The organism is Chryseobacterium subflavum (assembly GCF_055762745.1).
In genome coordinates this window covers 425,055-451,853 of the sequence record NZ_JBVTMR010000002.1, presented here as the reverse complement: position 1 = coordinate 451,853, position 26,799 = coordinate 425,055, and the positions used below count along the sequence as shown (strand labels likewise).

Here is a 26,799-nt window from a genome sequence, read left to right as displayed (position 1 = left end):
AATATTCTTAAAATCCTTTTAATGATAGGATTCGGTTATTTCTTTTGGCTTATGCTTCAAATTACCCTGGAATATATTCCTATAAGCCCTGAAGTAAGCTTTTTACAGATCAAACAGACGGAGGTAAGTCATAGACCTGAATATCTTTACCTCTTCTACACTCATGTTTATACCAGTATATTTGTACTGTTACTGGGCTTTTTAGCGATTCTGAGAAAAGATTTCGGTTTGAAAAGCCTACACAAAAATATAGGAAAGAGCTATATTTTTGTGGTATTATGCCTCTCTGCTCCCTCGGGAGTTTATATGGGTATATTTGCCAATGGAGGATTCCTTTCAAAATTTTCTTTTATTATTCTGGGAATCCTGTGGTGGATTACGACCTTCAAAGCCTTTAAGCTGGCAAAACAAAAAAAATTCCTCCTCCATAAGCAATGGATGTGGAGAAGTTTTGCATTGACACTATCTGCTATTACTTTAAGAATGTGGAAAGTTATTATTGTATATTTATTTCATCCAAATCCGATGGATGTATATCAAATAATTGCCTGGCTTGGTTGGATTCCTAATATCCTTTTAATTGAGTTTTTAATCACAAAAAAAATACTATGAAAATTTTAAATTACACTCTCGTATCTCTGTTAGCAGTCGCGTTATCAAGTTGTAAAAAAGAAGCTAAAAGTGCAGGCCCCGCAATGGCAAAAAAAGACTCTGTTGTAATTCCGGAAATCCATAAAGAATACTATGGAATCTACACGGGTGATTTCGGCGGAAAGGAAAAAGTGATTGACGAATATGACGGTAATGAATATGAAGATAATATATTTAAAAAAATTTCTGTAAAAATTAACAAGATTACCAAAGACAGTGTATATGGACAAAGCATTGTAAATGGCAATCAGCGACCATTCCGTGGCATTTTTAATGAAGAAACAAAGTCTTTTGTACTGGATGAACCCGGAAATGATAAAACCGATGGAAGATTTGAAATAAAGCTCAATAATGACAGCTTAACAGGTAAATGGACAGCCTTCAATAAAACAGCAGTAAAGTCCCCTTCAAAGACGTTAAAGCTTATAAAAAAAGATTTTGTGTATAACCCTAACTTTATGCTGGACGAAAACTCTGACCTGGTAGATTGGTCGAATCCTAAAGATTTTATTGAAAAGTATACTGATGAAGAGACGGGAAAAACAGAAAGCTATACAACCTCGAAAAACAGGGTCGCTTCTGAGGCTATTTTTAAAATCAATGCTTCCAAACAGAAGTTAACAGAAAAAGATCTTAAAAACCTGAGAAAACTTGATATGGAAATCATCAAAAACTCTGTCTTTGCAAGACATGGATACTCATTTAAAAAAGAAACCTACAGAAACTTCTTTGAACATACAGACTGGTATATTCCCGTTTCGAATAATGTAGATCATGATCTATCTCCAGTAGAAAAGGAAAATGTTGCTTTATTAAACCGTTTCATCAAATATGCCGAGGATAAATACGACAGATTTGGCCGTTAAAAATAAAAGATGATAAAAAAATATCTTAGCCTTTTTGCTTTAATTTTCTGCATGGTCTTTCTTTCTGCACAAAAAGACTCTGCTTCCACTCAGAAAAACCATTCGGTTATTTCTCCCGACGAACTTGCAGGATACAAAAACCCTGAATTTCCTGGTGGTCATCAGGCATTTGTAAGAAAGATTCAAAGCAATTTCCAAACGTCATTATTAACCAGGCTCAATATCAGTACAGCAAAAGCGGTAGCTACATTTATAGTAGAAAAAGATGGCAGCATGAGCCAGATACAAATAGAATCCTACGAAAATGAAATCATAAAAAAAGAATTCCTGAAGGCTCTTCACAGTGTACATACAAAATGGATTCCCGGAGAAAAAAATGGAGAAAAGGTCAAAATGAAAATGAAACAGCCTCTAATTTTCTGGTTGGAATGATTTATTTTCAGCTACTTTTATGATAAGATAGAGAAATAAACATCCCATCGCATAACATGTGATATCTACCCATGAAAATGAATTTCCTATAACAATATACATCAGGCTTCCTTTTTGGAAGCCTGCTTTTTCTGCAACATTAAAATACTGAGCAAATTCAATGATACATGAGAATATAAAAATTCCTGTAATAAGTTTTGTATTATCAATTGTAATGAAGCTTTTGACAAAAGTATAAAGAAGGATTACAACAATAACATCTCCCAAATAGGCCCTGACAAAGAAAACATTTTTTAATGCAGTAGCAATTATAACTTCTGTCAGAAATAGTAGAATCGTCAGAATAAGGTATTTGATATTAAATTGTAGTTTCATTTTCCTGGTTTAACAAAAGTCATTATACTGGATTAATAAAGCGGGCATGTGCCCGCTTTATTAATTTTTTATTACAAATAGGAGATTATTTTTTTACTTTTACGGTACATCCTATTGCAACCGTTTTTGTCATTTTAACAGGCTCTCCCTTTAGTAAAGCATTGACTGCATCTTGTGCGTAATACTCTGAAACATCATTGGGATTGTCGTAATTGTTATCGATCGCTCCTATATATTTAACTATATTCTTTCCATTTTCTTTTTGTAAAATAAAAACATGCGGCGTTTTAGTTGCCCCATACTGAGGATAAATTTTTTGTCCCTCATCCACTAAATAAGGAAATGTAAAGCCTTTTTGTTTAGCCCTTTCAATCATTTGCTGATATCCGTCTTCCGGTTGTACGTTCGGATCATTCGGGTTAATGGCAATTACGGGATAACCCTGTTCTTTGTATTTTTTATCCAGCGCAATAATCCTGTCTTCGTATTTCTTAGCATACGGGCAATGGTTACAGGTGAAAATAATAATAAATCCTTTAGCACTTTTATAATCACTAAGGGAAACCATTTTGCCATCAATATTTTTCAGTTTAAAATCTGTTGCCTCATCTCCTATTTCGTATCCTTTTTCAGATCTTATAAAACTATATTTCTCTTTTACTGTGTTCTCATTATTCTTTGCGGTAAAACTCAATAAGCCGAAACCAATAATAAAAGATGTTATGATAATTTTTATGTTCTTCATAGTATTATAAATATTTAAAGTAAATTTTTATTAATAACAGACTCAAGTTCAGTTTTGCTCATTTCTCCATCATTAAAAAAGATCTTTTCGCCTCCTTTATAAAACAAAGTTACGGGAATATTTCCATCCCAGTTTTTTTCGAACCGGGGAATCCATGTATTCATTCTTTTGATATCATCCAATAAAATAACTTCAGCAGTAAGCTTTTTATTTGTGATAAACTTTAGCACTTTTTCTTTATCCGCTAATCTGTCGAGTGAAACTAAAATCATTTTAAATTTCTGATTGTCTTTATTCTTGTTATTTACTTCCATAAAATCAGGAAGTTCTTTTACACATGGAGCACAAGTCGTTGACCAAAAGTTCAGGACAAGGAACTTATCGGTTTCCTGCTGAATACGTTTTTCAAGCTCTTCATATTTCACAGAAGAAATTTCAGTCTGCTGCGCCTTTGAAATGGTAACTCCTAATGATAGGAATAAAATTTTTAAGAAATGCTTCATATTCAAAATTAATAAAAAGTTTCATTGATCAATGATTTTCAACTGATTAATATACCTGAATTCAGGTATTTTTCATGAATTTCATTCACCAATTATGGATATATCAGAATTAAAAATGTAATTTAGTTTAGTCAAATTAAAAGTTTTTATTATGAAAAAATCAAACACTAAATCAAAAAAACTAACTAAAAAAGAGTTGAAAGAAATTAACGGTGGAAGAGTTGTCTGCCCAAGGGTAATCAGCTGCATTGACCGTCATACAGGTCAGGAACGCTATGGTGTGCCAGGAGTTCAGGATGATTATTGCTGCTAATTGGTTGTACTAATAGCTAACCAAATAATAACAAATCTACGATGACACCATTATCTGGTGTCATTTTTCACACAAAACAATGTGCTTTTAAACAAATTAAATATTATAATTATGAAAAAATCAAACATTAGAATCACAAAATTAACTAAAAAAGAGTTGAAAAAAGTTAACGGAGGTGTAGGACATGATTGCCCTGTTGTATTTAGCTGTTTTGACAGAAATACGGGGGAAGAATTAATAGGAGTTCCGGGAATACAAGATGGATATTGTTGCTAATTGCACCATCCGACAGGCAATAAAAAGTGCAGCTACAAATAGAATGATATGACATCCTATTTTAAATTTACCCAATAAGCAACTAAAAACCAATCACTTTATCTTGTCCTGTTAAAATAAAAATGTACTTTAGTTATACCAAATTAAAATTTTTTATCATGAAAAAATCAGACAATCAGAAAAGAAAATTAACAAAGAAACAACTAAAGGAAATCAATGGCGGAGCCGGTAATGACTGCCTCATAGAATGTTTTTGCTTTACTCCCGACGGCGAACCTCGTGTGGGAATTTGCAGAATGGATGGAAGCTGTTGCTAACATTATCCATATCAAAAAAAGAGAGCTAGTAAGCTCTCTTTTTTTATCCTCCAATCATTTTCTTAATTGCATTAAGCTTCATTAAAGCTTCTATTGGGGTTAGCGTATTGATATCTATTTTAGTAAGTTCTTCTCTGATATTTTCCAAAACAGGGTCGTCTAGCTGAAAAAATGATAACTGCATATTTTCATCTGTCACTCTTTTAATACTTTCCGATGAAGTTCCCTGAGTTCGGCTTGCTTCCAGGGTTTTTAGAATCTCATTAGCCCTGTTAACCACTTTCGCCGGCATTCCGGCCAGTTTTGCCACATGAATACCGAAGCTATGCTCACTTCCACCCGGAACCAGCTTTCTCAGAAAGATAATATTCCCTTTATTTTCCTGTATGGAAACATGGAAATTTTTCACCCTTTCAAAATTAACTGTCATCTCATTCAGCTCATGGTAGTGGGTTGCAAATAATGTCTTAGCCTGACTTGGATGCTGGTGCAGATATTCTGCGATAGCCCAAGCAATTGAAACCCCATCATAGGTTGATGTACCACGACCGATTTCATCCAGCAGGATCAGACTCCGTTCTGAAATATTATTAAGAATGTTAGCCGCTTCATTCATCTCAACCATAAAAGTAGATTCCCCGGCAGAAATATTGTCTGTCGCCCCTACTCTGGTAAATATCTTATCTAAAACCCCTATTTCAGCATGTTTTGCCGGCACAAAACTTCCTATTTGCGCCAGAAGACAGACGATCGCCGTCTGACGAAGAATTGCAGATTTACCCGCCATGTTTGGGCCGGTAACCATAATGATCTGTTGGGAATCCTTGTCTAAAAAGATATCATTAGGAATATATTTTTCTCCCAAAGGAAGGGCATTTTCAATAATTGGGTGTCTTGCCTCCTTCAGATCAACAATGTAGCCATCATTCAAAATAGGCTTTGTATAGCTTTCTGAAACAGCAAGCTCCGATAATCCTACCGCTACATCGAGCTGCGCAATGATATTCGAATTTTCCTGAATCTGGTCCATATAAACCATTGTTTCAGAGCACACATTCCTGTATAACTCATTCTCTAAAACACTAATCTTTTCTTCAGCTCCAAGAATCTGACTTTCATATTCTTTTAATTCTTCAGTAATGTAACGCTCTGCATTAACGAGTGTCTGCTTTCTCAACCAATCTCCTGGAACTTTATCTTTATGAGTGTTCCGGACCTCAATAAAATATCCGAAAACATTATTAAAATCTATTTTAAGGCTTGAAATCCCGGTTCTTTCTATTTCCCGTTGACACATTTCATCGAGAAAGCCCCGCCCTTTGCTTTGAAGGTTTCTAAGCCTGTCGAGTTCTTCCGAAATCCCCTCTTTAATTACTTTCCCTTTTGAAATATTTACAGGAAGTTCTTCATTGAGTCTATCCTGTAAAGACTGAATCAGTTCTCCAAGATCATAAAGCGGTTCAATCCATGCCAGCACATCAGCAAACGGATGAAGTAAGTCCTTAATTGTATGGATATTAACTAAGCTCTGACGAAGATAACCTATTTCTTTCGGGGAAATTTTTTCTGCTGCTAACTTTCCCATCAAACGATCGAGGTCGGAAATAGATTTCAGCAATTGAGAGATCTCATATTTTAATCCATCGTTCTCATTTAAGAAGTCAATAAGGGATAACCTTCTTTGAATTTCATTAACAGATTTGAGCGGAAGAATAATCCTTCTTCTTAGGAGTCGACCTCCCATTGGGGTTGAAGTCCTATCAATAATATCTAACAATGACTTTCCTTGTGGGTTGCTTGGATATACAATCTCTAGATTTCTCAATGTGAAATTATCCATCATCAGGAAATCATCTTGGGGGATCACCTTGATTTTAGTGATGTGGGCAAGTAAGTTATGATGAGTATCTTCTACAAGGTACGCAAATATAGCTCCTGCCGCTGTAATTGCCAGGGAGAGATTTTCTATACCAAATCCCTTTAATGAATTGGTTTTGAACTGCCCCGTTAACTTCTCATATGCAAAATTGTATTGAAAAGCCCAATCTTCCAGTTTGAAAGCACTTTTATTTTTCAACTGTTCAGGGATCTGAACACTTCTCTGATAGATAATTTCGCTGGGATCGAAAGTGCTTACGATATGCAAAAGCTTTTCGAGAGTTCCCTCACTTACCAAAAATTCTCCGGTAGAGATATCAACCAGTGCGATTCCAAACTTTTCCTTTTCTTTATGGATTGAAAGCAAGAAATTATTCTTCTTGGAGCTAAGTACCTGATCATTAAAAGTAACTCCCGGGGTTACCAGTTCTGTCACTCCTCTTTTTACAATACCTTTTACCATTTTAGGATCTTCCAGCTGATCGCAGATAGCCACTCTAAGTCCTGCACGAACTAGCTTAGGCAGATAAGAATCTACTGAGTGGTGTGGAAATCCTGCCAGTTCAATATGACCTTCTCCGTTCGCTCTTTTGGTAAGCACAATTCCAAGCACCTGAGAAGCACGGATTGCATCCTGTCCAAAAGTCTCATAAAAATCTCCCACTCTGAATAATAAAAGAGCATCCGGGTATTTTCCCTTGATGGTATTATACTGAGCCATTAATGGAGTCTCCTTCTTCGTTTTTGCCATAATAAAAAATGAAGGTCAAATTTAAAAAATAAATTCAGGGTTAAAAAATTGTTTCTCTATTAATCTTACGAGCTCCTCTTTTGTTTTGATTAATTTTTTATTGTACTTTTCGATAAAATTAAGTAATGGATTTTCCAATATTAGAAACAGACAGATTAATTTTACGACAACTTACCAGGAATGATGCTAAAGATTTATTTGAATATTTTTCTTTAGATATTGTGATGGAATATTATGATCTGGCAACTTTTACAGAATTGGGAGAGGCCGAAAAACTAATTGACACATTTAATAACGATTTCGAAAATAATAAGGGATTTAGATGGGCTATTGAGCTGAAAGGCGAAAATAAGGTTATAGGAACCTGTGGCTATCACAATTGGTTTCACGAACATTTTAAGGCGGAAATAGGATATGAACTGAATCCTGAATATTGGCAAAAAGCTTATATGAAAGAAGCGGTACAGCCTATTTTATCTTTCGGATTCGAAAAAATGAATCTTCACCGAATAGAAGCTTTTATAGATCCTGCTAATATCTCTTCTGAAAAACTTTTGTTTTCAGCTGGTTTTCAAAAAGAAGGGACCATGCGCGATTTCTTTTTTGAAAAGGGTAAGTTTGTAGATGCTACTATTTTCGGACTTTTAAAAGACAGAAAATAAAAGAGTATTCTACCGGCCTTTTCTCAGATGTCTTTCTAATGCTTCAGTACTTTTTTCGTATGCCCATTTCTGTTTATAGTTTACCCATTTTGCTTTAAAAACTTTTCTCAAAAGCTTATCGGTATACCTCATGATAAATACATGATAAAGCATACTGGCAAAAACTTTAGGCTTGTTGGGGAGTGCGCGTAGCGATAACGAAAACCCAGGCTCAAGATACCTGTTGAAATGCCAGAATGCTCCCGGAATAAAGAGTGCATCTCCATGCTCCATGAAGATTTCATATCCTTTTGCATATTTCAAGGCTGGAAACTTTTCATAATCAGGATTTTCATAATCTACATCATAAACAGTATGAACCGATAATGGTACTTTATACAGAAAAGCAGACTGTTCCTGATCAAAAAGCAGTATCCTTTTTTTTCCTTCAAAATGAATGTGCATAAAATCTCCTAAATCCACATCATAATGCATTAAAACATGAGCCTCACTTCCTCCAAAAAATAAGGTTGGAAGTCTTTTAAAAAACTTCATTCCAAGATCAGGATAGGTAAAGTTCTTTAATAGCTCCGGAAGCCTGTCAGTAATGATATAGAAAAAAATACGAAGGTCTGAAGGTTTACTTTTAATCGTATCGATATAATCCTTCATTTTCATATGGGTAACAGGAGCATCTGAGCTTTTAGAAGCATTAGCAGGTTTATTATCATATAACGGAACTTCCTGCTCCCCTGCTTTTTCACGAATGTAAGCAAGGTTCCACAAATCAAATGCATCCCAACGTCTTGCAAAATTTTTGATCAGAACGGGCTTCTTTTTTTTGAAATAATTTTTCTGAAAATCTTCTTTACTGATATCGTTGACAACATCTACTTTTTCTAGAATCATCCATAATTGATTTAATGCGAAATAAAAGTAATGTTTTTTTGAAATTTATAAAAACTTTACCTTTCACATTTTCTTATTCTTTGAATATTATCAATTAAAAATCAGGAAAAAAGATATACCAACACGGAAATAATTCCTCCAAAAAAGATAAGAGCACATCCACCCGGCCCGTTCTGAAATTTCTTTCTGCTGTATTTATTTACATAATGTCCGCTTACCCAGGTGCCATCTCTTTTATAGTGCCCTTTTCTGTAATATCCCATTTTTAGTTTTTTTACAAAGAAAATAAGCTCGAAGAAGACCTCATTACGGGTTTCCGTAAAGAAAGTATAAAATGAAAAAAATTATCTTTGTAAGATCAACCTAATTTATGAGAGTTTATAATACAAAACATTTCCTGAAAATACTTTTCAGCCTACATAAAAGCGATACCCTGAAGATCCTTTTTCCAACAATGCTATTGGTGGGAGTATATTCTTACGGAATCGAATATCTTGAGGTGGAGTATCTTCATCTCACGTCAAAATCTGCGGTAAGCAATGTAGGTATGATCCATTCATTATTAGGGTTTGTACTTTCTTTACTATTGGTATTCCGGACGAATACTGCTTATGACAGATGGTGGGAAGGAAGAAAGTTATGGGGAAAACTGGTGAATGATACCCGGAATATTGCCATAAAGCTCAATTTAATCCTTGACAATGACAGACATAGTGCCGAACAGGTGGCAAGATACTTGAAGTTCTTTCCTCATTTTCTCGCCAAGCACCTTTCTAAGGAATCTACAAGACTTGCATTGGATGAAGATTATTCTGAGATCGAAAAATCCCTTAAGCACCATGGCCCCAGTGAAATTGTAATATTACTCAGCCATAAATTAAATCAGCTGAAAAAAGAAGGTAAAATTACAGATGTAGAAATGGTATATCTGGACACTCAGCTTTCAGGGTTTCTGGATATTTGCGGAGGTTGCGAAAGAATCAAAAACACACCTATTCCTTATTCTTATTCGTCTTTTGTAAAGAAATTCATCATCTTATATGTATTGGCTTTGCCTGTAGCATATGTTATCAGCATTGGTTTATTTATGATTCCTTTGACTGTATTCGTCTATTATGTCTTAATGAGTCTGGAACTTATTGCCGAAGAAATTGAGGACCCTTTCAATAATGATGAAAATGATATTCCGATGGAAACCATTGCTCAGAATATTGAAAAAAATGTCCATCAGATCATGGGATTAAAAAATAAAATCAACCTTTAAAGGTTGATTTCTTTTAGTTCGCCATCTTGCTTGATTTCTACAAATTTACTTTCGCGATTTGCCGACGAATAGTTATAGAAAAAAGTCTGGTATATAGGTGTTGAATAAAGGTATCCTCCGTAAGCATTATAAGCATCCGACTGTCCTGTTTGCTGCTGATAACTTGCCGTTGCAGTAAAATTCACAATCGTCTCGAGATAATAATTACCCGGTTTTAATTTTTCAAATTTAAATCTGCCATGATCATCAGTCAGAGCCTCTATTCTGTATTTAAAAGCTTCATCAGACATGTAAACGGTTGTTTTCTTATTCTCATACTTTTTCCTCATCTTATAAAATTCTTCAAAATAAGGGGTTACAGGAAAAAGCATAACAACGGTTCCCTTTGGGGCATAATGTTTTTCCCCCAGTAAAGGTTTAATTCCCCAGTTGTTTTTTTGTTTGGTAGACGCCACTCCTTCAATGGTAGAATTTCCAAAACCGATCATGTTTTGAGCCAGTTTTTTATCAAAGAAGGCCTGTGGATAATATGTATTCTGAGCTTTTGATAGTATAAAAGCAGAGGTTAGCATCCCGAATACAAGTAAATTTTTCATGTCATATTTTTTAATCAAATATAACTATTTTACTATTTTTGAAATAAAAAAATCTATGAAATACATTTTTCTTTTATTATTTTCTGCATCTTCTTTGGCAATAGCACAAAAACCATGTGGATTTAAAGACGGATTACAGGAAGGAACCTGTAAGCAGTTTTTTGAAAACGGACAGGTCAAAGAAATCGCTGAGTGGAAAAAGGGAAAACTGGATGGTGATGCAATCTTTTACTATGAAAATGGAAAAGTTCAGGCAAAAGGAGAATACAAAAAGGATTACAAAATAAAAGAATGGGCATACTACGATAAAAATGGTATCCTGACTTCTAAAGAGGTATTCAGAAACGGAGAAAAAAATGTCTATGACAATGCTTCTACCGGTACGTTTTATTCACCTTCCGGCACCATCACCGAAATTTCAAATTATAAGTTCGGAAAGCTGAATGGTGAAAGCAAGGTTTTTTATGAGAACGGAAAATCGGTAAAACAAATTGGCTACTACGAAAACGGGATAGCCACAGGAAAATGGAAAATGCTTTATCCATCAGGAAAAGTTCAGCGTGAAACAGAGTTCGCCAACGATAAATGGAATGGAACACGCGTTCATTACCGTGAAGACGGAAGCATTGAAAAAACAGAAATATATAAAGACGGAAAATTAATCTCTACAAAATAATATAATTGGTACATAAATTAAAACTGGAAGAACTCAACAGAATAGATGTTGAAACATTTAAAAAGGTTGAGAAAATTCCTTTGATCGTCATTTTGGATAATGTAAGAAGTATGCACAATGTAGGAGCCACGTTCCGAACAGCCGATGCTTTTTTGATTGAAAAAATAATTCTTTGTGGTATTACTCCGCAACCACCCCACCGTGAAATTCACAAAGCAGCTTTAGGAGCTACAGAAAGTGTAGACTGGGCATATGAAAACAATATCAACACAGCAATCCGGGATTTAAAAAGTCAGGGGTTTGAAATAATTGGCATAGAGCAAACCAGTAATAGTACTATGATCACAGATTTTACCATAGATAAGACTAAAAAATATGCCTTGATACTGGGTAATGAGGTAGAAGGAATAAGTGATGAAGCTTTGGAAAACATTGATGTATTCCTGGAAATTCCTCAACTAGGAACAAAACATTCACTGAATGTAAGTGTATGCGGAGGGCTCGTTATGTGGGAGTTTACAAAGGCTTTAAAATAAAAAACTGCATATGTCCAATAGACAGTGCAGTTTGAAATAAATCTAATAAAAAGTAAAAATGAAAGGCGACAAAGATACTTTATTTTTATTTACAAACAAATTTTTGACCCGGATTTTTCATTTTCACGAAAAAAAAAACGAATATTACAAAACAGTTTCGTTTAATTTTTTATAAATTAGCACAATGTTTATCAAGGACTATATCTCAAAGGATTTCCCATGTTTTAGCCTGACTGACTCAATAGAATCAGCAAGAAGTACATTAGAAGACTTTGGATACACTCATGTTTTCATTAAAAAATCCCATCACTTTTACGGAGCTATTGCCAGAGAGTTTCTTTATGACGCTGAAGGAACATTAAAAGATCTGGAGCACCAGGTTGAACGATTTGCTATTCTTGAGGATAACAATATCATGGACAGCATTCGTTTATTTTATACCTTCAATTCGAATGTAATTCCGGTCATCAATAAAACAGAAAAATATTTAGGATATATCATGTGTGAAGATGTCTTTCAGGATTTATCACGCTATCCTTTGTTTTCTGAATCAGGAGCTATACTTACTGTAGAAGCTCCCGCAAGAAAATATTCCATGACAGAAATTGCCAATATTGTGGAAAGCAACAATTCTAAATTCTACGGTGGATTTATCAGCTTTATGTCGGAAGAAGTGGTTCGGGTAACCATAAAGATCAGCAATGAAAATCTTGCATCTATTGATGCCACGTTCGACCGGTATGATTATAGAATTGTTGAAAAATTCTACTCTGATGAAAAAACAGACCTGTTTAAAGACAGATTTGGCTTTTTCCAAAAATTTATAGAAATATAACATGAAGGCAGCTATATATTCTCAAAAAAAAGATCTTGATACTTTTTTATATTTAAGCAAATTCGTTTCAGAGCTTGAGAGCAGGGGCGTAAAATCTGTTTTATACGATGAAATGGCTGAAGCCCTTCAGTTTTCAAAAATTTTCGAAACCTTTAATAATAAACAGGATCTTGTAGAGAAAGAAGTTGATCTTTTTTTCACATTCGGAGGAGACGGAACGATAGTCAACTCTTTAACCTTTATTGAAGATCTTGAAATTCCTATTGTCGGAGTAAATACAGGAAGGTTGGGTTTTTTAGCCAGCTTTACCAAGGAAGAAGCATTCAAAGAACTTGACGCAATTCTGAAAGGAGATGTAAAAACCAGCCGACGCTCTGTGATCGAAGTGGTTTCCCCAAGATCTGAAGAATTTTTTCCATACGCTTTGAATGACGTTACCGTTTCAAGAAAAGAAACAACGTCCATGATCACCGTAGATTCATTTATCAATGATGAATTTCTGAATGTATTCTGGGGAGATGGTGTTATTGTCTCCACTCCTACAGGTTCTACAGCCTACTCATTGAGTTGTGGGGGGCCTATTATTTCTCCTAATAACGAAAACTTTGTCATAACTCCTATTGCGCCACATAATCTGAATGTAAGGCCATTGGTAGTAAATGACCGTGTTGAGATAAAATTCAAGGTAGAAAGCAGGGTATCCCAATATTCTCTTTCTCTTGATTCAAGACTAATACATATAGAGACTGATCAGGAAGTCGTTATAAAAAAGGCTGATTTCCAGATTCTTTTGGTTCAGCCTAATAATTTAAGTTTTTATGAAACAATCCGCCAGAAACTACTTTGGGGGCGGGACAAAAGAAATTAGCATTTAAGCAAATTTTATTACCTTTACAACAACTTTACAAACACCTAATAATTTATTAAAAAGTAAAACATGAGCAGAATTTTTCCGGCAGGAGTTGCCACAGGTCAATTGGTTACTGATATTTTTCAGTATGCTAAAGAAAATAAATTTGCGTTACCAGCTGTAAACGTTATCGGTTCCAGCAACGTAAATGCTGTTATGGAAACTGCAGCAAAACTAAACTCTCCTGTTATTATTCAGTTTTCAAATGGTGGAGCTGCGTTCAACGCAGGAAAAGGATTAAGCAACGACGGACAAAAGTCTGCTATTTTAGGAGCAATTGCCGGTGCTAGACATATTCACACTTTGGCAGAAGCTTATGGAGCTACTGTAATCTTACATACAGACCACTGCGCAAAAAAACTATTGCCTTGGATTGACGGTTTAATGGATGCTAATGAAGAGTATTTCAGACTAACAGGAAAATCTCTTTATTCTTCCCATATGCTGGACCTTTCTGAGGAGCCTTTAGAAGAAAACATTGAAATTTCTGCTAAATATTTCGAAAGAATGGCAAAAATGCAGATGACTCTGGAAGTTGAAATTGGTGTTACAGGAGGAGAAGAAGATGGTGTTGATAACTCTGATGTAGATAATGCAAAATTATATACGCAACCGGAAGATGTAGCTTACACATACGAAAAACTAAAGGCTGTTTCTGATAACTTTACTATTGCTGCGGCATTCGGTAACGTACATGGAGTTTACAAGCCTGGAAACGTTGTTCTTACACCAAAAATTCTGGATAATTCTCAAAAATTTGTTCAGGAAAAATTCGGAACCGCTGCAAAACCGGTCAACTTTGTATTCCACGGAGGTTCTGGTTCTACTTTAGAAGAAATCAGAGAAGCAATTGATTACGGTGTGATCAAAATGAATATTGACACGGATCTTCAGTTCGCTTATACAGAAGGTGTTAGAGATTATATGGTTAACAATATCGATTATTTAAGATCTCAAATCGGAAACCCTGAGGGAGAAGAAAAACCTAACAAAAAATTCTATGACCCAAGAGTTTGGGTAAGAAAAGGTGAAGAAACGTTCTCTACAAGATTGGTTAAAGCTTTTGAAGATTTAAATAACGTAAATACTTTAAAATAAGAACTGTACATTTGTATTAGTGTAAAACGTATTCATACATTTGCACTAATACATTTTACATTTATACATTAATACAAACAAAAATGGCATTCGACTGGTTTAAAAGAAAAGCAAAAAACATTACCACTTCTACTGATGAAAAAAAGGATGTTCCTAAGGGCCTTTGGCACCAAACTCCATCAGGAAAAATAGTGGAACACGAAGAGCTAAGGAAAAACAATTATGTTTCTCCTGAAGATGGATTTCATGTAAGAATAGGAAGTGCAGAATTTTTTGATATCCTTTTTGATGAAGGTAAATTCACTGAACTAGATGCTAATGTTGAAAGTATAGACATCCTAAACTTCAAAGATACAAAACCGTATGTTGATCGTCTGAAAGAAGTAAAAGCAAAAACAAAACTTACAGACTCTATCAGAAATGCTGTAGGAACAGTGAAAGGCACTGAAATGGTGGTTTCTTGTATGGACTTTGCTTTCATCGGAGGATCTCTGGGATCTGTAATGGGAGAAAAGATAAGAAGAGCTGTAGATTATTGTATCGCACATAAACTTCCCTATATGATCATTTGTCAGTCCGGAGGAGCAAGAATGCAGGAAGCAACTTATTCTTTGATGCAGTTGGCAAAAGTACAGGCTAAATTAGCACAGCTTTCAGAAGCGGGCTTACTGTATATTGCTTATTTATGTGATCCTACTTTTGGAGGAATTACTGCATCTTTCGCAATGACAGCAGATATCATTATGGCTGAACCTGGAGCTCTGATCGGTTTTGCTGGACCAAGGGTAATTCGCGAAACAATCGGTAGAGATTTACCGGAAGGCTTCCAGACATCTGAATTCCTTCAGGAAAAAGGATTTGTAGACTTTATTGTGAAGAGAACAGAAATTAAAGATGTGGTCTCTAAAACAGTAAATTTATTAGCAACACATGCTTAAAAATTTGTAACAAATACGATATAATCTCTCTCTGATTAGGGAGAGATTTTTATTTATGAGAACCTTCAGAATATTTTTCAATACCATTCGGGCCATGAGTTTTAAAAAGATTCTCCGTCTTTTATCTCTTGTTCTGCCACATCCTTTATTTTCCCTATTGAGTTTTTATGCGACTGTTAAAGCCTTCACCATTGCACAGGCTCGTTTTCCTGAAACAGCTTCAAATAATGGAATTGGCAATGCCTTCAGACATGCATTATGGTGTTGTTTTATCTTGATGTATTGTTCCAAGATCTCCTCACCTCAAAAAGCTCTTGATTTCTGCAAAAAAATAACAGATTTACACGAAGAATTATTTCCAAATAAACCTTTGGAAACCAAGATGGACCTTCATAATAATAAGATCGGAATGGATTATTTTATGGAAATTCTTCCTGGTATTCACCGGCAGTTTTTTGAAAAAAGTTTTTTTATAGATGCTTTGGTTAAAAAGATGGACGACGCAAAAGTCCTTAAAAACCTCGATGACGATTTTGAGGGCCATCTTGTATATCTTGAAGAATAAGCCGGTTTAACTAAAAAAACATTGGCCCCTTTGTGTCCTTTGTAGTTTAAAGTATTTTTGATAAGTTTAAACAATTAATTCAATCAAATGGTTTTAAGCAGAATTTGGTCCGCTTTTATTATCGTTGCTATCGCCATTGCAGGCATAAAATATATCTCTTCAAGTCATTATAATACCATTTTCAATGATATGGTAGTAGGAAAAGGAGGAGATACAGTACAGATCGCATCACAAAAAATGAATATGCTTTCTCCCATTATCAGGGACAGTCTCATGAAGAAACCTGATTTTGCAGAAGACAGAATTCATTATAAAACAGACTCATTACAACAAAACGTAAAGGTATATCGTGTTCAGGAAGCTGACGGGGTCATTGGGACGGCAGAAACTGCAGTTAAAATATGCATTGGGCTAATAGGCATCATGACTCTTTTTATGGGTTTTATGAGTATTGCGGAAAAAGCAGGTGGAATCAATTTGCTCAGTCGGCTTATTCAGCCTTTCTTTTCAAAACTTTTCCCGGAAATTCCTAAAAATCATCCTGCTTTCGGCCATATGCTTATGAATTTCAGTGCGAACCTGTTGGGACTTGACAACGCAGCCACTCCTTTTGGACTTAAGGCCATGGAAAGCTTACAGACCTTAAACCCCAATAAAGACACCGCCAGTAATTCCCAGATCATGTTTCTGTGTCTTCATGCTGGTGGAATGACGCTGATCCCGGTTTCTATCATTGCTATAAGAGCCTCCATGGGCTCAAAGACGCCAACGGATATCTTTCTTCCATGTATGATTGCTACTTTTACCGCAACACTGGCAGCAATGATCATCGTTTCTCTTTACCAGAAGATCAATCTGCTTCGTCCAATCGTAATTGCATATGTCGGTGGAATTTCAGCAATTATAGGTTTTTTGGTTTTATACCTTGTCCGGTTGAGTAAAGATGAGCTGGATACATTCAGCAAGGTTCTAAGTAACGGCCTTATTTTGTTTATTTTCTTAGCGATCGTGCTTGGAGCAGTTTATAAAAAGATCAATGTATTTGATGCCTTTATTGATGGCGCAAAAGAAGGATTTACAACTTGTGTTAAGATTATCCCCTATTTAGTTGGAATGTTGATCGCTATTTCTCTTCTCAGGACCTCGGGGGTTTTCGATGTGATCATAGATGGAATGAAATGGGTTGCCAATGCAGCCAGTTTAGATGCAAGATTTGTGGACGGATTACCCACAGCTTTAATAAAACCTCTTTCAGGGTCGGGAGCACGCGGAATGATGGTTGACACTATGTCCACATTCGGAGCAGATAGTTTTCAGGGCAAATTAGCAGCAGTTTTGCAAGGAAGCTCAGATACGACGTTTTATGTAATTGCGGTCTATTTCGGGGCCGTAGCGGTTAAAAACACAAGATATGCGGTAATTGCAATGCTTCTGGCCGATTTAGTAGGTGTTATCACGTCAATTGCGCTGGCTTATTTATTTTTTGCCTAGTATATATCATTTTTACCATTCAATAACCAAACAAACAAGCAACCAGAATATGATTACAGATAAAGAATTTACATTGCGCCTGATCCGTCAACTGACACAGGCCCTGGAAAAACTTATTTTAGACAAGCCTGAAGAAAGTTTGATGCAAAAAGAATTGGATTTTGATTCTCTGATGAAGGATATTTTTAAAATAGATTTTATGGCAATCTCTTCTAAGACAAAGGAAGAAATCATAGAAATCGTGAATGAAAGACAGGAAAGGGATCATAAAGACTATTATGAAATGCTTGGAAACCTTTTTTATTTTAAAGGAAAGGAAACAGAAAACCGCGATTTTCAGGATAAAGCAAAAACCTTTTATGAACTGTATCTTCAGACAAGTGGAATCTTTGCCCTTCCTATAATCAACAGAATCAATGAAATAAAAAAAGCACTTGAATAAAGTGCTTTTGTATTTTTAGAATGTGATCTTATAGGTCCCGGTGGATGATGTACTGGCCTTTTCAGCTTTTACATATTTTTTAACCCACGCTACAGAGGTTGAAGATACACAAGGATCCGATATTCCCCCTACTCTTCTTGCAGAGACTACATTTCCGGCCTTATCAACGGTGTAAGCAACTGTAACGGATCCACTGGCTGTACAGTTGTGTTGTGGTTGTGCTCCTCCTCTGCCCATTGTTCCGGGGATGTAGCCAATCAATTTTCTGTCGATTCCTACTTTACTGTCTCCATTTCCATCTCCCCCTAAAGGATCTCCTGCATTTCCTATACCTGTTCCCGTTCCTTGACTGCCCGCTTTTGTTCCTCTTCCTTTTATCAGGTTACCGATTGCCGCATTCCCTTTTCCATCTCCATTTCCGGTTTTAGAATTTGCTGTGGCTCCGGAAGTCTTTTTAGTGTTTTTCGAAGCGGATGAACTTGTCGTTTCTTTTTTATTCGATTTTGATTCTTCTTTTTTCGGAACGTTCGCTTTTTTACTATTTCCGGTGATTACTTTATCTTTGGGTTCAGATTTCTTAGTTTCTGTCTTGGGTTCAGGTTTTACTACGGTTTTAGTTTCAGGAACAACGGCTTCTACAGGTTCGGGAGTAACTTCTTCCGATTTTGCAGCTAAACTTCCTTCCTGTTCTGCCGGTTCTTCGATACCATTTCCATTCCGGTTATCTCCAAAGTTTACCAACATAGTGGTTACAACCTCAGGCTCCTTATTCTGTTCCGGCTTTAATTTATATAGAAAAACAAAAAGCAGGATTGCAGACCATACCAGGATAGAAAGTATTCCACTTTTTATCCGGTCCCGGGTTTCCTCATTTTTGTTTACAGTATAACTTTTCATTTTTTACTAATTACCAGGATCTTAAGTTCCGGTTATTTATCTTTAACAGTTGCAAGAGCAATATTGAATTTATGCTTCTCTGCAATTTCCATGGCAAAAACAACATCTTTATGCAACGTGTTTTCGTCTGCCCGAATCGTAAAAGATTTATTCGTTTGATTGGTTAAATTACTGACAATCGTTTGTTCAAGCTGTTCCCTTGCTACAGGCTTATCGTCAATATAATAAGTTCCGTCAGGTTTAATGGTTACTGTAAGGGGATTCGGTATATTATCATCAGCAGTGCTTGTCTTTGGCAAGTTTACGTCAATAGCACTTTGATTAGCCGCTGAAGATGTTATCATAAAGAAGATCAGCATGAGCAAGATGACATCAGTCATCGCCGCCAAACTAAACTCCGGATTTGCTTTATTTCTTCTTTGAATTTTCATCTGTTTATTCTAAATTTTTATGGGTCAGATGGAATCGCTCTTAATAAGTCTATACAATGAATGTTTTTCACAGCGATTTCATAAGAAAGATTTATAAAGGTTTGTTGATAAGATCCAAAAATTCACCAGACATGTTCTGAGCTCTCAAAACAAATTTATCAATCCTTGTTAAAAGGATATTGTAAAAAAAGTTAGCAGGAATCGCTACCGCCAAACCAACAGCCGTTTGTCCCAAAGCAGTATAAATACCTTCTGACAGTGTTTTCGGAGAGAAAGACCCCGTTGCATGTGACAAATTAAAGAACGCTAATATCATCCCGATAACCGTCCCCAAAAGTCCCAGCATCGGAGCAATACTTGGCACCACTGCTAATAGATTTAGGTTCTTTTCCATGTTGGCTACTTCAACCTGAGCCTGGGATTCCATAGCACTTACAATATCTGAAACAGGCCTTCCCAATCTGGAAATCCCCTTTTCCAATATTCTGCCTTCCGGTGAGTTTTGTCTTTTGCAATAATCTACCGCTGATTCAATTTTACCTTCTTTAATAAAGTCTTCAATATTATTCATAAAATTGGAATCTGTTTTTGAGGACAATCTTTTAATAAAGAAAAACCGTTCAAAAAACAGATATACTGAAAACACACCAAGCAGTAATACGGTCACCATCACTATTTTAGCGAAGGCTCCTCCATGGAACATGATATTCCAAAATGAAAATTCTAAATTGTCTGTGGCAACTGCGGGTGTTGCAATTTGTGCAAATAAGATCTGAGTAAGTTCCGTTAACAGCATTAATGTGAATATTTTATAATGAATTTAAACGACAAAAGTAATGGAATATTATTAATTCATGTCTTAAAAAATGCTTAAAAACAACTTAAATTTTCCATTGCCACATAAACAGCAAATTTCTTTCCAAAAAGAATTTTGAAAAGAAATTGAATATAAAATTATTGAGGAAGATAAATTTTTTAATCTTCGTCTACCTCAATATTATCCTGTTTTAGTTCACATTTAAGTCTAAAAGCAATCGGAGTATCTGATCCTGTGTAAAAATCATCAATCGTTCCCTTCCAGATCAGATCCAATTCGCCTTCTTCATTTTTTTCAAATACCAGCTCATTATCGTAGATAAAAGCATCTTCATCGTCGAACAAATCCACCTCTGTAAAGGTTTCATCTTCAGAATCATTGATGTTTATCGTTTTTCCTTCAAGGTCCGCAGAATCAATAGGAAAGTCGAAAACTTCTAGTGAGAGTTGTGGAAAATTGTATTGTAAAGAATCATCTTCTACATGATCCAAGCCATCATCCGTTATGATTTCAACTTCAAGGAAATGTTGTTGATTACTATAAATAGCCTTGCAATAAGTACTTCTTATATTGTATTTTAACGTTTCGTCCGGATGGTAAATTTTTAAAATCCCTTTCATTATTTCTTAAAAAAGAGCTGTAATAATATGATTGTTAAATGTTTTAAGCAAAGATAAAAAATAGATTGAATTTGAAAAATATTTTGAAAATTATTTTTTCCAAAATCATGATCCTATCTTTTTCTGATCCTCCAATAATACTTACTTTTGTTACATAAAGATTCTGAAATGAAAAATTTTTTATCAAAAAGTATTTTAAGCTTAGGATTGGTGATAAGCCTGACAGCGTGTAAAAAGTCTGACTCCCCTTTAACGAAAGTAACTCCAACGAATTTAGACTCCATTGCTTCTAACTATTATGAACAATATCTGAAACTGTATCCTCTTGATGCTACTTCTCAAGGAGACACAAGGTATAATGATCAATTACCTATTAATATTGATAAAGATTTTATTTCAGGAGAAATTGCTTTTTATAATTCTATTCAGAACCAATTAGATAAAGTGGATTATAAAAATCTCTCTGATGATGATAAAGTAGTTTATGATGTACTGGATTATACCTTAAAAGACAAAATAGAAGCCTATGCGTATCATCCGGAATATATTCCATTCAGCCAGTTTACAGGACTTCCTCTGAACTTTCCCCTGTTTGGCAGTGGAGAAGGAAGCCAGCCTTTTAAAACAGAAAAAGACTATGCGGACTGGTTGCAGAGAATGAATAAATTTCCGGTGTGGATGGACACTGCAATAGAAAATTTTAAAGAAGGAATTAGCAATAAAATAGTTTTGCCTAAAAAGCTCATTGTAAAGATGATTCCCCAGATGAAAGCGGAAGAAATCATTACTCCGGACTTTGAAAAAAATATATTTTACGGTCCTATCAAAAAATTCCCTAAGAATTTCACCCAGGCACAAAAAGAAAAGTTCACCACACTTTACAAGGATGCTATTCTCAAAAAAATCATTCCTGCCTACACAAAAATGGGTAACTTTTTAGAAAAGGAATACTTGCCTAAAGGCAGAGATACAGATGGTTACAACAGCTTACCAAAAGGAAACGAAATTTACCAGTACTATGTAAAAAGCTGGACAACAACCAACAAGTCTCCTGAAGAAATTAATAAAATCGGTATTCAGCAGGTGGCCATGCTTCGTTCAGAAATGGAGAAGGTAAAACAGCAGGTCGGATTCACAGGAAGTCTGGAAGAGTTTATAACATTTGTAAAGACAGACCCTAAGGCAATGCCTTACAAAACGTCAAAAGAAGTTCTGGCTGGTTTTAACGGAATCTTAGCCAAAATAACTCCGAAACTGAAAACCATGTTTAATGTAACTCCGAAAACAAAATTTGAGATCAGACAGACGGAAAAGTTTAGAGAGGCCACCGCAAGCGCTGAGTATACTCCCGGAACTCCTGACGGTAAGAGACCGGGTATCTTTTACGTTCCCCTTCCGGATCCGGCAAAATTCAATGTAACTTCCGGAATGGAATCCCTTTTCTTGCATGAAGCGATACCAGGACATCATTATCAGGTTTCTCTTCAGCAGGAAAACACAAAGCTTCCTAAGTTTATGAGATTCGGGTGGTTCGGAGCTTATGGAGAAGGCTGGGCGCATTATTGTGAAACATTAGGTCCTGAGTTTGGATTGTATACAGATCCTTATCAGAAAATGGGATATTTAAGCGACCAGATGCTGAGAGCTGTAAGGTTGGTTGTGGATACTGGACTTCATACAGGAAAAATGACCCGAGAGGAAGCAATTAAATACTTTCTAAGCAATATCTCTTATGATGAAGCAGGAGCAACTGCAGAAGTGGAAAGATATATGGCAATGCCGGGACAGGCGCTGGGATATAAAATCGGTTCTTTAAGAATACGTGAGTTGAGAGATCAGTATCAGAAACAGCTAGGAAAGAAATTTAATCTGGCCAATTTCCATGATGAAGTTCTAAGCCAGGGTTGTCTTCCACTTGATGTTTTGAACAGAAAAATGGAACTTTGGGCGAAGAAGCAAAAGTAATCTTTTAAAAAAATAAAAAATTAATATTTTTGATGGAGCAGTTTATTAAAATTGCTCCTTTTTTAAGTTTAATGGTAATTAATTTTTTGCAAAGAAGCTTGATGATTCCTTCTTTCAAAGACACAATCAATAACAGACAAAACTATAAACATGACAATTGAATCTTTACAATCTCTCTTTGCCAGAGATTTAAATAAACTAAAAGCAGAAATTGAAGCTTACCATAATGAAGCATCTATTTGGAAAACAGATAAAAACATTGCTAATTCTGCAGGAACCCTATCTCTTCATCTGGTCGGAAACCTGAGCCATTTCGTAGGCGCTATCCTTGGAAATACCGGATATATAAGAAACCGTGAACTTGAATTTTCTTTAAAAGATATTCCAAGAGCAGAGTTACTTCGACAAATTGAAAATACTCTTGAAGTTGTAAACTCCTCTTTAAATAACCTTACAGATGCTGACCTAGAAAACGAATATCCTTTTGAACCATTGGGATACAAAATGACAACCGGATATTTTCTGATTCATCTTATGGGACATTTAAGCTATCATTTGGGACAGATCAATTATCACAGAAGATTACTGGATAGCTGATTATTTTTCAAACATCATCTTGGTAATGAAATCTTTATCTCCTTTTCCCCGTGCCGGAGAATATTCTCTTCCATAGAAAATGATCTGGAGATGAAGTTTATTCCATACATCCTCCTTCCAGATATTTTTGGCATCCTTTTCTGTTTCCACAACATTTTTCCCTGAAGTAAGCTTCCATTGGGTCATTAATCTGTGGATATGAGTGTCGACAGGAAATGCAGGAAATCCGAATCCCTGGCTCATGACCACCGAAGCTGTTTTGTGTCCTACGCCTGGTAAAGCCTCAAGCTCCTCATAAGTTTGCGGCACTATACCATTATGCCTTTCAAGCAATAATTCCGCCATCCTTTTCAGGTTTTTGGCTTTAGTATTTGACAGCCCGATCTCTTTGATAAGTTCTTTGATCTCTGAAACTTCAAGCTTCGCCATTTTTTCCGGTGTTCCTGCTACTTTAAAAAGTTGTGGTGTTACTTCATTCACCTTTTTATCCGTCGTTTGTGCTGAGAGTGCGACGGCGACCATCAATGTATAAGCATCGGTGTGCGCAAGCGGAACAGGAACTTCAGGATATAATTTTTCTAATTCAAGCTGAACAAGCTCAGCTCTTTGCTTTTTTGTCATGTAACCACTAAATTTGAACAAAAATAAACAATATGTTGAAAGTAGGCGACAAATTACCCGAATTTGAAGGGACCAATCAAGATGGAGAAACAATAAATTCATCTAAACTCATTGGAAAAAAACTAATTATCTTCTTTTATCCGCAAGCCAACACTCCAACTTGTACTGTGGAAGCATGTAATCTGAGTGATAATTATTCGCAGCTAAAAAAAGCAGGATTTCAACTTTTAGGTATCAGTGGAGATTCTGTAAAAAAACAGAAAAACTTTCATAGTAAATTTGCTTTTCCTTATGATCTGATTGCAGATGAAAATCGTGATGTTATCGAAAAATTTGGTGTTTGGCAGGAGAAAAAGACTTTTGGCAAAACGTATATGGGAATCGTGAGAACTACTTTTATCTTTGATGAAAAAGGCATCTGCACAAGAGTTATTGATAAAGTAACCTCGAAGACTGCAGCAGAACAAATTTTAGAAGGATAAAATTATATAATAAAACAAACCTTTAAACAAAGTCCATACTAGGAAGGCTGTTTAAAGGTTTGTACTATTTATTTTAAAGAAATTTTATTCGGTTTCGTAGTATCTCAATTCTTCATTGTCCCCTGGAAGACTTACGTATTTTTGAAATTTCAATCCCAGCTTTTCAATTAGCTTTTGAGAAGAAAAATTATCTTTAGAAGTAATGGCAGATATTTTCTTTAACCCAAAGTCATCCATACCGATAGATTTAACTTTTAAGGCAGCTTCATAAGCATATCCTTTGCCTTCAAATTCATCCAACAAAGAAAATCCTATATCTAATATTTCCAGTCCTTCCCGTTCGAAAATTCCTACTGCACCCACCTTATTATTTCCTTCTTTAGTTATAACAAGATAGTTTCCAAATCCTAACCGTTCCAATTGAGGGAGAAACCTGTTTTTGATATAGGCTTCGGCATCGGAGACATTCTTAAGATGACGGTCACCAATAAACTGTATAAACTTTGGTCTGTTGTAAAGATCAAATATAAACTCACGGTCATCCACGGTTATCGGACGAAGGATAAGTCTTTCTGTTTCGTAGAAATTACCTTCTTTTGGGTGATTTTTTAGACTCATCTTTAGATTCTTCTTTTTTTTCGATTTTTAAAAGCCTTGGATTATTGGCACATTTCTTATTATAAAGCTCTATATAAGTCCCATTATCTTTTACCTGAGTAACTGCTCCTGAAGCTTTATTTACAGTTAATGTAAAATGGGTTTTCTGATAAGGACATTCCTTTGACGTTAATTTTCCTAAATCCAGGTAATAGTTAGATTGATCTTCATAATAATTTCCTGCTACATCCTTAAATTCTTCATCGATCATATAACCATCCACAGTAGCTAAAATGGCTGCTTCCTGAACATTATCTATCTTTCCGACAAACTTTTTTAAGGCATCAAGATCCGTAACGTAATTAATTTTTCCACCGGAGGAATAAACGATGTAATAAAAGCTATCTTCATCCGGAAATAAATCAAATCCTGATGTCTGAGGAATAAAGTCTTTTTTAGTTCCTGAAACTTTTAATTCCTGATCTTTTCCATAGGTATTGTAATTCAACACCCAAAAGTCAATTTTATCGTTAGGCTCTATTCCCTGCAAAACATTAGGAATGCTCGAAAATTTTATTTTTGCCTGTGAATAAGCTGATATTCCTAAAAGAATAAAAGCAATTACCATACATCTTGAAATTAATTTTCTCATAGTTCCGAGATTAATAATGGAGAATTACTACATAAATTTTTCCCCTTTTTTAAAGTTTTTCAGATCCAGAACATAATCTTTTATAAGCTGATCGTTATCTCTGGGACAAATAAGCAAAGCCTTATCCGTATCTACAATGATGTAGTTTTCTAATCCATCTATAACTACCGCCTTATTGTTACTTTTTACACGAACGATATTTCCTTTGGAATTATATGCCAAAAGATATTTTAGTTTTACTGTATTTTCGTTCTCATCTTTTTCAGCATTTTCATAAACCGAGGTCCATGTTCCTAAGTCACTCCAACCCAGATCGGAAGGTATTACATAAACATTTTTTGCCTTTTCCATAATCCCGTTGTCAATGGATATTTTCTGTACCTTAGGATAAATAAGTTCTATACAATTGTCCTCTGCTTCACCATTATATTCACATGCCATAAAATGCTGGGTCATTTCCGGAAGGTAAGTTTCAAAAGCACGATGGATACTTTTCACATTCCAGATGAAAATTCCGGCATTCCAAAGGAAATCCCCACTCTCTAGGAAACTTTGGGCTATCTCAAGTATTGGCTTTTCAGTAAATGTTTTAACTTTAAAATAGTCTGCTCCCTTTTTGTCTACAAACTGAATGTAACCATATCCAGTATCCGGTCTGGTTGGTGTAATCCCCAATGTCACCAGATAATCATTTTTAGAAGCCAGATCAAAGGCCAACTCAACCTTCTCCAGGAAAACATTTTCCTTCAATATCAAGTGATCTGCCGGTAGAACTATTATTGTAGCATCAGGGTTAATTTCAGCTATTTTATTGGCCATATACAAATTACAGGCAGCAGTATTCTTCATCAGAGGTTCTCCAACAATATTTTTTTCCGGAATTTCAGGGAGCTGCTGATGGGAAAGATTCACATATTCCTTATTGGTAATAACAAATATATTCTCATCAGGAATAACCTTACTGATCCTGTCATACGTCTGTTGAATCATGGTACGTCCAACACCTAAAATATCCTGAAATTGTTTTGGAAACTTCTGCGTACTCATAGGCCAGAATCTACTACCAATTCCACCTGCCATGATAACACAGTATTTATCTGATTTTGACATGC

General features: G+C 35.4%; 35 protein-coding genes. 20 read left to right on the top strand and 15 right to left on the bottom strand.

The features are described 5' to 3' along the window. Positions 1 to 21: 21 nt before the first annotated feature. The 3 genes from AC0INN_RS11395 to AC0INN_RS11385 are packed head-to-tail and all read left to right on the top strand — an operon-like array spanning position 22 to position 1,949. Positions 22 to 612, top strand: coding sequence for a DUF2306 domain-containing protein (locus AC0INN_RS11395; protein ID WP_306613263.1), 591 nt, complete (start codon positions 22 to 24; stop codon positions 610 to 612). Continuing rightward, a complete protein-coding gene (locus tag AC0INN_RS11390) occupies positions 609 to 1,517 on the top strand; it encodes a YARHG domain-containing protein (protein ID WP_273650308.1) in 909 nt (302 codons plus the stop codon). The genes AC0INN_RS11395 and AC0INN_RS11390 overlap by 4 nt, the downstream gene beginning before the upstream one ends. Before the next feature lie 9 nt (positions 1,518 to 1,526). Next, positions 1,527 to 1,949 (top strand): hypothetical protein, encoded by a 423-nt coding sequence (locus tag AC0INN_RS11385; RefSeq protein WP_306613261.1) that lies wholly within the window; start codon positions 1,527 to 1,529, stop codon positions 1,947 to 1,949. Here AC0INN_RS11385 and AC0INN_RS11380 read toward each other — a convergent pair. From AC0INN_RS11380 to AC0INN_RS11370, 3 genes are all read right to left on the bottom strand, one after another. Further along, positions 1,929 to 2,324, bottom strand: a complete 396-nt coding sequence (locus AC0INN_RS11380; RefSeq protein WP_273650306.1) for a ribosomal maturation YjgA family protein — start codon at positions 2,322 to 2,324, stop codon at positions 1,929 to 1,931. The genes AC0INN_RS11385 and AC0INN_RS11380 overlap by 21 nt on opposite strands. An 85-nt stretch (positions 2,325 to 2,409) precedes the next feature. Next, positions 2,410 to 3,069, bottom strand: a complete 660-nt coding sequence (locus tag AC0INN_RS11375; RefSeq protein ID WP_172281851.1) for a thioredoxin family protein — start codon at positions 3,067 to 3,069, stop codon at positions 2,410 to 2,412. 14 nt (positions 3,070 to 3,083) lie between these two features. Beyond that, positions 3,084 to 3,572, bottom strand: a complete 489-nt coding sequence (locus AC0INN_RS11370) for a TlpA family protein disulfide reductase (protein WP_306613258.1) — start codon at positions 3,570 to 3,572, stop codon at positions 3,084 to 3,086. A 151-nt stretch (positions 3,573 to 3,723) separates the two neighbouring features. Here AC0INN_RS11370 and AC0INN_RS11365 point away from each other — a divergent pair, with 151 nt between their 5' ends. The 3 genes from AC0INN_RS11365 (at position 3,724) to AC0INN_RS11355 (ending at position 4,478) form a co-directional block, all read left to right on the top strand. After that, positions 3,724 to 3,885 carry a bacteriocin gene (locus AC0INN_RS11365; protein ID WP_172281848.1) on the top strand — a complete coding sequence of 54 codons (162 nt, stop codon included), beginning with the start codon at positions 3,724 to 3,726 and terminating at the stop codon, positions 3,883 to 3,885. Between the two features lie 111 nt (positions 3,886 to 3,996). Next, positions 3,997 to 4,161: a bacteriocin gene (locus AC0INN_RS11360; RefSeq protein ID WP_172281846.1), complete on the top strand. Its 165-nt coding sequence runs from the start codon at positions 3,997 to 3,999 to the stop codon at positions 4,159 to 4,161. Positions 4,162 to 4,319: 158 nt separating this feature from the next. Next, positions 4,320 to 4,478, top strand: coding sequence for a hypothetical protein (locus AC0INN_RS11355; RefSeq protein WP_172281844.1), 159 nt, complete (start codon positions 4,320 to 4,322; stop codon positions 4,476 to 4,478). A gap of 43 nt (positions 4,479 to 4,521) precedes the next feature. On the opposite strand, the gene mutS is transcribed toward AC0INN_RS11355, so the two are convergent. Beyond that, positions 4,522 to 7,107, bottom strand: a complete 2,586-nt coding sequence (gene mutS / locus AC0INN_RS11350) for a DNA mismatch repair protein MutS (RefSeq protein ID WP_273650303.1) — start codon at positions 7,105 to 7,107, stop codon at positions 4,522 to 4,524. Positions 7,108 to 7,232: 125 nt separating this feature from the next. Between mutS and AC0INN_RS11345 the strand changes: the two genes are divergently transcribed. Next, positions 7,233 to 7,769: a GNAT family N-acetyltransferase gene (locus AC0INN_RS11345; RefSeq protein WP_273650302.1), complete on the top strand. Its 537-nt coding sequence runs from the start codon at positions 7,233 to 7,235 to the stop codon at positions 7,767 to 7,769. Between the two features lie 9 nt (positions 7,770 to 7,778). Here AC0INN_RS11345 and AC0INN_RS11340 read toward each other — a convergent pair whose 3' ends face one another. Then, positions 7,779 to 8,657 carry a cupin-like domain-containing protein gene (locus AC0INN_RS11340; protein WP_172281838.1) on the bottom strand — a complete coding sequence of 293 codons (879 nt, stop codon included), beginning with the start codon at positions 8,655 to 8,657 and terminating at the stop codon, positions 7,779 to 7,781. 101 nt (positions 8,658 to 8,758) lie between these two features. Beyond that, entirely contained in the window at positions 8,759 to 8,920 is a 162-nt protein-coding gene (locus tag AC0INN_RS11335) for a hypothetical protein (protein ID WP_273650301.1), read from the bottom strand. A gap of 107 nt (positions 8,921 to 9,027) precedes the next feature. Between AC0INN_RS11335 and AC0INN_RS11330 the strand changes: the two genes are divergently transcribed. Beyond that, entirely contained in the window at positions 9,028 to 9,921 is an 894-nt protein-coding gene (locus AC0INN_RS11330; protein ID WP_172281834.1) for a bestrophin family protein, read from the top strand. On the opposite strand, the gene AC0INN_RS11325 is transcribed toward AC0INN_RS11330, so the two are convergent. Next, the gene (locus AC0INN_RS11325) at positions 9,918 to 10,517 is read right to left on the bottom strand and encodes a hypothetical protein (protein WP_172281832.1); all 600 of its coding nucleotides are present in this window, start codon (positions 10,515 to 10,517) and stop codon (positions 9,918 to 9,920) included. The genes AC0INN_RS11330 and AC0INN_RS11325 overlap by 4 nt on opposite strands. 55 nt (positions 10,518 to 10,572) lie before the next feature. Between AC0INN_RS11325 and AC0INN_RS11320 the strand changes: the two genes are divergently transcribed. The 9 genes from AC0INN_RS11320 to AC0INN_RS11280 all read left to right on the top strand — a co-directional run bounded on the left by AC0INN_RS11320 (position 10,573) and on the right by AC0INN_RS11280 (position 18,008). Next, a complete protein-coding gene (locus tag AC0INN_RS11320) occupies positions 10,573 to 11,193 on the top strand; it encodes a toxin-antitoxin system YwqK family antitoxin (RefSeq protein ID WP_172281830.1) in 621 nt (206 codons plus the stop codon). Between the two features lie 5 nt (positions 11,194 to 11,198). Continuing rightward, positions 11,199 to 11,729, top strand: a complete 531-nt coding sequence (locus AC0INN_RS11315; RefSeq protein ID WP_306613253.1) for an RNA methyltransferase — start codon at positions 11,199 to 11,201, stop codon at positions 11,727 to 11,729. A gap of 184 nt (positions 11,730 to 11,913) precedes the next feature. Further along, positions 11,914 to 12,564 (top strand): CBS domain-containing protein, encoded by a 651-nt coding sequence (locus AC0INN_RS11310; protein WP_172281826.1) that lies wholly within the window; start codon positions 11,914 to 11,916, stop codon positions 12,562 to 12,564. A 1-nt stretch (position 12,565) separates the two neighbouring features. Beyond that, positions 12,566 to 13,432 carry an NAD kinase gene (locus tag AC0INN_RS11305; protein ID WP_273650299.1) on the top strand — a complete coding sequence of 289 codons (867 nt, stop codon included), beginning with the start codon at positions 12,566 to 12,568 and terminating at the stop codon, positions 13,430 to 13,432. Between the two features lie 69 nt (positions 13,433 to 13,501). Then, positions 13,502 to 14,572: a class II fructose-bisphosphate aldolase gene (gene fbaA, locus AC0INN_RS11300; RefSeq protein ID WP_172281822.1), complete on the top strand. Its 1,071-nt coding sequence runs from the start codon at positions 13,502 to 13,504 to the stop codon at positions 14,570 to 14,572. An 83-nt stretch (positions 14,573 to 14,655) separates the two neighbouring features. Next, the gene (accD, locus tag AC0INN_RS11295) at positions 14,656 to 15,510 is read left to right on the top strand and encodes an acetyl-CoA carboxylase, carboxyltransferase subunit beta (RefSeq protein ID WP_172281820.1); all 855 of its coding nucleotides are present in this window, start codon (positions 14,656 to 14,658) and stop codon (positions 15,508 to 15,510) included. 55 nt (positions 15,511 to 15,565) lie between these two features. Beyond that, the gene (locus AC0INN_RS11290; protein ID WP_306613247.1) at positions 15,566 to 16,075 is read left to right on the top strand and encodes a DUF6973 domain-containing protein; all 510 of its coding nucleotides are present in this window, start codon (positions 15,566 to 15,568) and stop codon (positions 16,073 to 16,075) included. A gap of 87 nt (positions 16,076 to 16,162) precedes the next feature. Continuing rightward, positions 16,163 to 17,566, top strand: a complete 1,404-nt coding sequence (locus tag AC0INN_RS11285) for a nucleoside recognition domain-containing protein (protein WP_306613245.1) — start codon at positions 16,163 to 16,165, stop codon at positions 17,564 to 17,566. A gap of 49 nt (positions 17,567 to 17,615) precedes the next feature. After that, positions 17,616 to 18,008, top strand: a complete 393-nt coding sequence (locus AC0INN_RS11280; protein WP_306613243.1) for a hypothetical protein — start codon at positions 17,616 to 17,618, stop codon at positions 18,006 to 18,008. Between the two features lie 15 nt (positions 18,009 to 18,023). On the opposite strand, the gene AC0INN_RS11275 is transcribed toward AC0INN_RS11280, so the two are convergent. The 4 genes from AC0INN_RS11275 to AC0INN_RS11260 form a co-directional block, all read right to left on the bottom strand. Further along, positions 18,024 to 18,905, bottom strand: coding sequence for an energy transducer TonB (locus AC0INN_RS11275; protein WP_306613241.1), 882 nt, complete (start codon positions 18,903 to 18,905; stop codon positions 18,024 to 18,026). A 32-nt stretch (positions 18,906 to 18,937) separates the two neighbouring features. Further along, on the bottom strand, positions 18,938 to 19,336 hold the full coding sequence (locus AC0INN_RS11270) for an ExbD/TolR family protein (protein ID WP_306613239.1): 399 nt from the start codon (positions 19,334 to 19,336) through the stop codon (positions 18,938 to 18,940). Positions 19,337 to 19,427: 91 nt separating this feature from the next. Beyond that, a complete protein-coding gene (locus AC0INN_RS11265; protein ID WP_306613237.1) occupies positions 19,428 to 20,132 on the bottom strand; it encodes a MotA/TolQ/ExbB proton channel family protein in 705 nt (234 codons plus the stop codon). Positions 20,133 to 20,311: 179 nt separating this feature from the next. Next, a complete protein-coding gene (locus tag AC0INN_RS11260) occupies positions 20,312 to 20,773 on the bottom strand; it encodes a hypothetical protein (protein ID WP_172281806.1) in 462 nt (153 codons plus the stop codon). Positions 20,774 to 20,941: 168 nt separating this feature from the next. On the opposite strand from AC0INN_RS11260, the gene AC0INN_RS11255 reads away from it, so the two are divergent. Then, positions 20,942 to 22,738: a DUF885 domain-containing protein gene (locus AC0INN_RS11255; RefSeq protein WP_172281804.1), complete on the top strand. Its 1,797-nt coding sequence runs from the start codon at positions 20,942 to 20,944 to the stop codon at positions 22,736 to 22,738. 150 nt (positions 22,739 to 22,888) lie between these two features. Continuing rightward, positions 22,889 to 23,335, top strand: coding sequence for a DinB family protein (locus AC0INN_RS11250; RefSeq protein ID WP_172281802.1), 447 nt, complete (start codon positions 22,889 to 22,891; stop codon positions 23,333 to 23,335). On the opposite strand, the gene AC0INN_RS11245 is transcribed toward AC0INN_RS11250, so the two are convergent. Beyond that, positions 23,336 to 23,956 carry an endonuclease III domain-containing protein gene (locus AC0INN_RS11245; protein WP_172281801.1) on the bottom strand — a complete coding sequence of 207 codons (621 nt, stop codon included), beginning with the start codon at positions 23,954 to 23,956 and terminating at the stop codon, positions 23,336 to 23,338. It abuts the gene before it with no gap. Between the two features lie 32 nt (positions 23,957 to 23,988). On the opposite strand from AC0INN_RS11245, the gene bcp reads away from it, so the two are divergent. Next, positions 23,989 to 24,438, top strand: coding sequence for a thioredoxin-dependent thiol peroxidase (gene bcp, locus AC0INN_RS11240; RefSeq protein WP_273650292.1), 450 nt, complete (start codon positions 23,989 to 23,991; stop codon positions 24,436 to 24,438). An 84-nt stretch (positions 24,439 to 24,522) separates the two neighbouring features. Here the strand turns inward: bcp and AC0INN_RS11235 are convergent, their stop codons facing one another. From AC0INN_RS11235 to AC0INN_RS11225, 3 genes are read right to left on the bottom strand one after another with little or no spacing between them, the layout of a single operon-like run. Continuing rightward, the gene (locus AC0INN_RS11235) at positions 24,523 to 25,056 is read right to left on the bottom strand and encodes a GNAT family N-acetyltransferase (protein ID WP_273650291.1); all 534 of its coding nucleotides are present in this window, start codon (positions 25,054 to 25,056) and stop codon (positions 24,523 to 24,525) included. Continuing rightward, positions 25,025 to 25,687, bottom strand: coding sequence for a hypothetical protein (locus AC0INN_RS11230; protein ID WP_273650290.1), 663 nt, complete (start codon positions 25,685 to 25,687; stop codon positions 25,025 to 25,027). The genes AC0INN_RS11235 and AC0INN_RS11230 overlap by 32 nt, the downstream gene beginning before the upstream one ends. Positions 25,688 to 25,714: 27 nt before the next feature. After that, positions 25,715 to 26,797 carry a mannose-1-phosphate guanylyltransferase gene (locus AC0INN_RS11225; RefSeq protein WP_273650289.1) on the bottom strand — a complete coding sequence of 361 codons (1,083 nt, stop codon included), beginning with the start codon at positions 26,795 to 26,797 and terminating at the stop codon, positions 25,715 to 25,717. Between the last annotated feature and the right edge of the window lie 2 nt (positions 26,798 to 26,799).